Origin of the sequence: Methylomonas sp. LWB (assembly GCF_001856095.1) — a bacterium.
Taxonomy (GTDB): domain Bacteria; phylum Pseudomonadota; class Gammaproteobacteria; order Methylococcales; family Methylomonadaceae; genus Methylomonas; species Methylomonas koyamae_A.
On record NZ_MKMC01000047.1, the window covers coordinates 1 to 7,895 of the forward strand.

Sequence of the window (7,895 nt, forward strand, 5' to 3'; positions counted from 1 at the left end):
TTGCCGGCTTGGTCCGGTAGCGGCGCCCAGTTGCTGATGTAAATATAATATTGCCGGTTGGCGGTCAACGCGGCGTTCGGCGTCAGCGTGACGGTTTTGCCGTCTGCGCTCAGCGCGTAGCTCGCGCTCGGCCGTTGCCCGGTCACCGCGTCGTACAGCGCGATCGTGTCGCTGTTCAATGCCAGCGGGTTGAGCCGTTCGGCAAAGGTGATCACCACCGGGCTGTTCAGGCCGATGCCGCTGGTGTTGTTGGCCGGACTGTATTGCACCACGCTGGTCGAGAGCAGGTCGGCGCCCGCGCCGGTCGTGAAGCTTCTGTCCTGTGCCGTGCCCAGTACGTTGCCGCTCAGGTCTTCCACGCCTTCGACGTGCAGGCTGTAGCCGGTGTTCGCCAGCAGCGGTTGTTGCAACTTCAGCGTCAGGGTTTTCCGGTCGCCGCTCAGCTCGCGGGTCACCGCGATCGCGTCGCCGCCCTTGCGCAGTTCCACTCCGCCCAAGCTCAAGCCACTCACCGGTTCGTCGAATTGTACTTGCAGCACCGCGTTCGTCGGGACGTCGAGTTGAGCTGCCCCGACGCTGAATCCAAGGATGCGTGGCCCATTCGCGTCTCGGTCAAACGAGGTCGTGAAGTAGTAATTGACGTAGCCCAGTGGGTTTCCGAACAAGTCCTTGATGGCGTTAGTGACGGCTATCCGGTGTTGCCGCCCAACCGCCAACGCGACGTTCGGAACGAAGGTCGCGCTTTGCCCGTCGCCGTTTAGCGTTACGACGCCGAGAATTTGTTGCCCCGTGACTTGATCGTAGAGTTGAACGCTTTGATCGTTAACGGTATCTCCATGCACCGGTTCGCTAAAGCGGATACCGACTACAACATTGACTGCTACGCCGGTACTGTTGGCGGCTGGGTCGATAGCCGCTACCGTGGGCGGCGTCGTATCGACAGTGTTGCCGGTTTTGTAATGGAACGAATAGGGAGTCGCGATCGGATTTCCCGCGCGATCGCGCACTCCGGCGACTACAACCTTATATTCGGTATAGTCCGCCAACAAATCGGAGGGCGTAAAAATCAGTTGCAAGCCGTCGCTCGACAGTCGCACCTTCCCGGCAATCTTGGCGCCCCCTTCCAACAAACCTTGAAAAACGGTAATGGAATCGGCATTAATCGATTTGGCGGACAAAGGCTCGCCGAAGCTGACAATGATCGGATTGTTTTCCGGAATGTCGATCGATGCGTCGGCCGGCGACGTTACGGACACCGTCGGCGGCGTTACGTCGGGATTCAAAGGATCGGTACCGTTTTGCACCTCGGTCCCGTCGGGAACGCCGTCGTCGTCGGAATCGGTATCGATCGGGTTGGTGTGCATGTCGACTTCGTCGCCGTCGGAAAGACCATCGTCGTCGGAGTCGGTATCGTTAACGTTCGAACCGTAAATCGCTTCTTGCTCGTCGCTCAAGCCATCGCGGTCGGTATCCGCTTGCACGGTCAAGGTTAAATTGGTTGAAGTTTGCTCGTTACCGCCGAAATCGATTGCCTTGGCCACAACGGTTATCGTGTTGCCGACAGTGCCGAACGGAACGGTTACCGGATATTGATAAGGCCGAGAGGTATCGGTGTAGACCGTTTGACCGTCCACGATGAACGAGACCGACTTCACGCCGATATCGTCATCGGCGGTCGCCGTCACGGTAACCTTTTTACCTTCGACAACAACGGTATCTTGCGGCGGCTCGCTGATCTCTATCGTCGGCGCGACGCCACCCTTGTCTTCTGTCAAACGGTATTGTCCGATCAATAACGTCGAGGTACCGTTCGCTTCGAAATCGGAGATTGAACTGGATGCGGTCAGGTAAACGTAGTTGGAATCCAGCGCGACGCCGGTGCCGTTGTAGTCGTTGAAATTTCTAAAGTCGACAGTGCCTTGAAACACCGCGGATTCCGGGTCTTCGATATTGACGTACGGGACTGAATTGACAAACAAGACTTCGGCGAAAAACGCAAAGCTATCGGTCAATTCAACGTCGTACGGATAAAACGCCGCATCGGAAGCCACGATGATAGGATTCGTTGGATCGCCTATATTGACTGCCTTGAAGCCGGAGGTATAGGCCGAGACGTAAGCGTAACCGTCCTTGACGGCAACGTCTTTTACCGGACCGATACTAAGGCTGCCTTTTTTAACAGGATTGGCTTTGTCGGTTACATCAATGATATGCAGCGAAGTTCCAGCGACCACGGCCACGATATTACCTTGCGCATCCACACCTTTAGCTTCGCCGAGTCCACCGAGGGAGCCAGCCGCGATCGGTTGCGCGGGTTTATGGACATCCACGATTTCCAGGCCACCGTTACCGTCGGCAACGTAGGCGAATTGGTTGTCGATTTTGACGTCTTGCGCGACGCCCGCCGTTTCGTAAGAGGCGAGTAGAAGCGGATTGGCCGGATCGCTGACGTCAATAATCTGCAAACCATCTTCGCCGTCAGCGAGATAAACCACGTTACCCACCACTCTGACATCGATCGCGGTCCCCGCAGTATCCAGGCTACCAACTATAGTCGGGCCGGCATGGTTGGCCACGTTAACGATCTGCAAGCCCTTGCTTCCAGCGGCGACGTAAGCGAAATCGCCAGCCACATCGACGTTGTTGGCATAACCGGGGATCGAGATCGACGATAGCGCGGTCGGGCTGAACGAACCGACGGTGACTGTGACGGTTTTTTCCAAACCACCGTTACGAACCGTTAAATTCGCGGTTCCGGCCTGGCCTGCAAACAATAAACCGTCCTTGGCACCGAAGCTAACAACGCTCAAGTTGCTGGAGCTGTAACTAGTGCCGGTGGATTTGGCGGTGATGTCCTCGAGCGTGCCGTTTCCGCGCTTGCCGGACACTTTCACCTGTAAATTGGCCTCGTTATAAACCGTATTGAACGTCATCGTCGGATTGGCCGGCGCGACGATCAGCTCGACAAAACTGCGACCGCCGCCATCAGTGCCGTCGGTCGGGTTATAACCTGCCAGGATTTCATCATTATCGTTGACGCCGTCGCCATCGCTGTCGGCTTTCAGCGGATCGGTGGTGTAGCCGTTGGAGCCGGCGACTTCAATGCCGTCGCTTAAGCCGTCGCCGTCGGTATCCGCCAAACGGAAATTAGTACCCAACTGGTACTCGCGTTTGGTCGTCAAACCGTCGTTATCGGGGTCTTCTTGCGCGTCGAGAGGATCGTTCGGGTTCAAACCGTTGGCCAGCTCGAAATCGTCCGGCAGACCGTCGTTATCGGCATCTCCGGTCGTCGACACGCTGATGCGTTTGAAGGCGACGACTTCATCCTTGCGGGCAGTGATCAATACGCTACCGCTGGAGACTGCGGTAACCAAGCCTTCGGCGTTGACCGACACAATAGCCGGGTTGCTGGAACTATAGTTTGTACCGTTCGAGGAGGCGGTGACGTTTTTGACGGTACCGTCGCGGTAGGTCGCTTCAACCTTTAACTGCGCGGTTGCGCCTTGGCTGGAGAGAGTTTCGACTGTGGGTTCGCTGACCTTCAGGCTAACAGGGATGGGTTCAATATTTTCAAACGTGATGTCCGGCACGTTAACGATGCCGTTTTGGACAATATTGAAGTAATCGCTTTCTCCGGAGAAGGTGTCGCCCAGCTTGGTGCAAGTTGCCCTGGCTCTGACCCGGCCCATTTGCGAGGGCACGTTAGGCATCGACCAAGCACCATCCTTGCCGACCTGTACGGTTCGGTTGAGAATATTGACGACGCAGTTCTCATCCAGCACGTTGGCCGCCGATTGCCCGCTTCCAGCAAGCCCCAACAACAAGACCAACACATAAAAAGCTTTCATGACCTGAGTGTTCATCGTCTTTATCTCCCGATACCGCAGACGCTTCGAATATTACTTTTTTAAACTGTCGATCGCGGCGACGAAGGTTTCGAACGACTGCATGCCGTCGAAGCGCCGGTAATCGACTAACTGTTTATCCTTGATCCGCCCAATTAAGAACGCAGGCGTACCGTTAACGCCCAAACGACTGCCAAGCGCAATGTCGTTCTGTACGTTTATCAATTGCGCCGGGTCGTCAAGACACTTCTTCAATGCGGATTCATCCAATTTATATTGTTGCGCAACGCCGGCAATTAATTCGTCGCTAGCCTGGCCGCGAGCCTCGAAAATTGCGTCGTGCATCGCCCAGTATTGCTTCTGCTCGCCCGCGCAACGCGCGGCTAGCGAGGCTTTTTTGGCATGAGCGTGGAAATCCAGCGGAAAATCTTTCATCACGTATTTAACCTTGCCTTTATCGATATAACTTTCGCGCAGTTTGGGGAAAACGTTTTTGTAATGCTTTCCGCAAAATGGGCATTCGTAATCCGAAAACTCCAATATTGCTATGGGTGCATCGCTCTTTCCCAACGCCATTGCCTCGGTATCGGACAAGGAAACAGGTGCCACTTTAGGTTTGGCATCCGCTAATTTTTTCTCTAAATTAGCGACTTTTTCCTTTAGCCCACTAATTTCTTTGCGCATTTCCGAAATTTGCATAAAGATTTCGTCGGCGACCCAGTCATCCTTTGCCCAAACGAGTTCTGTTAATCCAAGCAAAAGAATCACAAGCACACTTAACTTATTCACCACGGTGTATCTACTTAAAATAGTCATTATTTCCTGTTCACGTAATACTCCATCAACTCCCCAAATGGATCGACAGTAAAAGTCTGGTATATCCCATTCTCAACCGGGACCTGTCTTTCGTACATCACGTATAGACACCTTAATCTCGTGACGCTGGTTTCATAAACGCCATATTTTTTAGGGAGCTCCGGCCTCAACGCACGTTGCTTTTCTACAATATCTATAATTTCAGATTCCGAAAGTCCCCTACCTGGGCAACTTAATTCCTGCGCCAAAACCGAATTCGAAAATAAAACAAACAAGACCAGAAAAATTTTATTCATCGCATCTCCAAGGTCATCGACCGCGCATGGCATCAACAATAACACCATTCTGATTCAGTTTAAAAACAATGTTTTTACCCGGACGCAAGGGGACCGCCGACTCAATTAAAATATAATAACAACCATGTCTGTTCAACGTATATTGACTTTCCGAAAAGGCTTTCGGCAAATCGCCTCTACTCCGTCTCTCGGCATTGACAATATCCACCACCTGTTCCTTTGATAATTCTAGAGCAGTACAGTTTGGCTCCGCGCAAGCCAGATCCACCATTAAAACTAGAATCGCCAAATTTATTATTTTCTGAAAAAACATTATGCGTTCCTCACAAAGTCATTAGAAACAGGTGGCGGGCGGAGTAAAGAAGCCATTGCCATATGAAATAGCTTCTTGAATCCAATGATCTACTACCGCTCTACAGGCATCCGGATCGGGACTCAAATTACATGAAGACCGAGCGTTGTCTAAGCACTGCTTTTCAGCCTTACTCGCTTCGCATTCGCCCTGAGCCTGGCTTACTTCCGGTTTGAAACCAGGCCAAGTTTTACAGTCCCCCCCAACACAATTAACGTGATCTTTATGCTTTCCTTCGTGGACAGCAACGCATTGCTGAGCGATTGCGTCACCGAGAACGTTCCCTCTACTAGGAAAATTACCGGGATACATACATAAAATTGGCGCACCTCGACAACAGGTCACCGTGCCAAGTAATGTTCCCGCCTGATAATCAGAGTCATTTTGTATATCCGGCTGAGTGCAACATTCGCCATCCGTGGGAGGAGGAACCTTACTGCCGTTGCTACAACTGGCACATGGCTCTCCATCGATTGGTCCATCCGGCTTATTGCTTAGCTGGCAGTTTCCGCTACAAGTCTGGCATTCCGCGCTATATGCGCACCCGCTCCCGCCCGGTTGACTGCCACAATGCCAGCCCGCCTTGATCACCCCCACCCCTTCGTTGGATTTGATGATGCTGCCGTCGGTGCTGACCGTGCCGAGGCCGATCGCTACGAATTCTTCCAGGTCGTGGTCGTAGGAGTACATTTCCACTTGCGCGCCGGGTTTGTGGCCGTCGACGTTGGGCAGGGTCAGCCTGGCCGGCGGGTCGAATTTGGCGCCGACCGGTTGGATGGTGACGATGAATTGCGGTTGCATACCGTTGGGCGGCGCCATCGGGATTTTGCTGGCGTTGACCGGCGTGACCGAGAGCTTGCCGGTCTTCTTGCCGTCCGGGAAGGTGACCGAGCCGCGTTTGACTTCCAACGCGAAGCCGGGCACGTCGGGCAGGGTCAGCGTGACGTCTTGGTCGCCGACGGTTTTGGCGTTGACGGTGTCGAGTTTGACCAGGTAGATCGGCGCGGACAGCGGGTTGTCGGCACCGGCGATGGTGACGAGGTTGAAGGCGAGCGTGGGCCATTCGCCTTCGGCGCTGGTGGTGCTGCCGTCGGCGATCAAGCGCACTGCGCCGACCGGGACTTCGCTGATTTTGAATTGACCTTGGGTGTCGCTTTGTGCTTCGCGGGTGGTGCCGTCGACTCGGACGGTGACGTTCGGCAGTGGGTGTTCTTGGTTGTCGAGCACGACGCCGCTGATGCTGGTTTGGCCGGCGTTGCCGGTTTTTAGCGCGGAGGCGGTGAAGCCGGCGTAGAGGCTGGTGCCAACCAGGGTGGCGGTGACTCGGTGGACGTCGAGGCCGTCTTCGCTGCCGAGCGTGAATTCGGCGGTGGCCCGCCCGTCGCTGTCGGTGGTGGCGGTCAGCGTGGTTTGGCCGTTTTGGAAGCGGCCGCTGCCTTGGGTGACTTTGAATTCTATTTGGGCGCCGGGCACGACGTTGGCGCCGTCGTCGACCACGGCGACGACGAAGGGTAGCGGCAGCGCTTGGCCGACCGCGCCGCGTTGGTTGTTGCCGCTGTTGACGGTGACTTTGCCGCCGGCCCCGACTGTGGCGCTGGCATAAAACAGGGCTTCGCCGTCGAAGCCGACCGAGGTGGCGCGGACCCGTTGGTTGCCGCTGCCGGCTCGGCTACCGAGTTTGAAGGCGGTGGCGGCGATGCCTTGGGCGTCGGTTTGGACCAGGACGCCTTGGCCTTGGTCGTTGCCGCCGGCGCCGACGATGCCGTCGCCTTCGGTGACCCGGAAGATCACGGGTTTGCCCGCGACCGCTTGGTTGGCGCCGTCCAGCAGTTTGACTTTGAGGGTTTGGGCCAGCACGCTGTTGATCTTGCCGCTTTGGTTTTGGCCGCCGAGCAGTTCGATGTGTTGCGGCGCCAGCGGTTGGTAGCTGACTTGCAGGCTGAGGCTGCTGGTGTTGCCGACGTTGTCGGCGGCGTCGATTTTGAGGGTGTTGGTGCCGACGGCGAGCGGGATGTTTTGGGCCAGATAGCTGCGGTTGGCGATCGTGGCGGCGATGCCGTTGACTTTGACGTTGGCTTGGCCGGCGGCGACGGTGCCGCGTACGATGTCGTTGATCAGGCCGGACACGGCGATGTGGTCGGTGCGCACGGTGTCGCCGTTTTTCGGCGATTCGACGGTCAGGTAGGGCGGGGTCATGTCCAGCGATAGCGAGATGGTGTCGCTGACGTCTTCGCCCTGGGCGTTGACCGCCCGAGCGGTGATGGTGTTGTGGCCTTCTTCCAGTGCGACGTCGGCTTGAAAGCTGCCGTTGCCGTGGGTGACCGGCGCGCCGTTCAGGGTGACTTGGGCACTGGGGTCGTTGACGGTGCCTTTGACGGTTTGCGGGGTGTGGCCGACGGTCAAGAGCGTGGCCGGGCTGGTGATTTTGACGGCCAGCGCTGGGCTTTGCACTTGGCGTTCCAGCCGGGTCGTGAAGCTGAAGGTATTGGGGCCGCCGCCGGTGACGATGACCGAGACCAGACCGCTGCCGCCGGGCGTGATGTCGTTGCCGAGATAGCCGGTCAGGTCGTAGTAGGCTTCGCCGGC

Annotated in this window: 5 protein-coding genes; all 5 read right to left on the bottom strand. The window is 56.1% G+C overall.

Annotated elements, in window-relative coordinates:
• A partial coding sequence (locus BJL95_RS17960; protein ID WP_175463749.1) for an Ig-like domain-containing protein occupies positions 1–3,863 on the bottom strand: 3,863 nt, incomplete at its 3' end.
• A 36-nt stretch (positions 3,864–3,899) separates the two neighbouring features.
• Positions 3,900–4,661 (bottom strand): thioredoxin domain-containing protein, encoded by a 762-nt coding sequence (locus tag BJL95_RS17965; protein ID WP_083386148.1) that lies wholly within the window; start codon positions 4,659–4,661, stop codon positions 3,900–3,902.
• Positions 4,661–4,957, bottom strand: a complete 297-nt coding sequence (locus BJL95_RS17970; RefSeq protein WP_139306314.1) for a hypothetical protein — start codon at positions 4,955–4,957, stop codon at positions 4,661–4,663. Before BJL95_RS17970 ends, BJL95_RS17965 begins: the two co-directional genes overlap by 1 nt.
• Before the next feature lie 13 nt (positions 4,958–4,970).
• Positions 4,971–5,270: a hypothetical protein gene (locus BJL95_RS17975; RefSeq protein WP_071159947.1), complete on the bottom strand. Its 300-nt coding sequence runs from the start codon at positions 5,268–5,270 to the stop codon at positions 4,971–4,973.
• Positions 5,271–5,291: 21 nt separating this feature from the next.
• The coding region (locus BJL95_RS17980; RefSeq protein WP_175463750.1) for a carboxypeptidase regulatory-like domain-containing protein at positions 5,292–7,895 on the bottom strand (2,604 nt) is incomplete at its 5' end.

Excerpts from the sequence above, each read along its gene's own strand:
- BJL95_RS17975 (WP_071159947.1), bottom strand. The coding sequence starts at position 5,270 with ATGTTTTTTCAGAAAATAATAAATTTGGCGATTCTAGTTTTAATGGTG.
- BJL95_RS17965 (WP_083386148.1), bottom strand. The coding sequence starts at position 4,661 with ATGACTATTTTAAGTAGATACACCGTGGTGAATAAGTTAAGTGTGCTT.
- BJL95_RS17970 (WP_139306314.1), bottom strand. The coding sequence starts at position 4,957 with ATGAATAAAATTTTTCTGGTCTTGTTTGTTTTATTTTCGAATTCGGTT.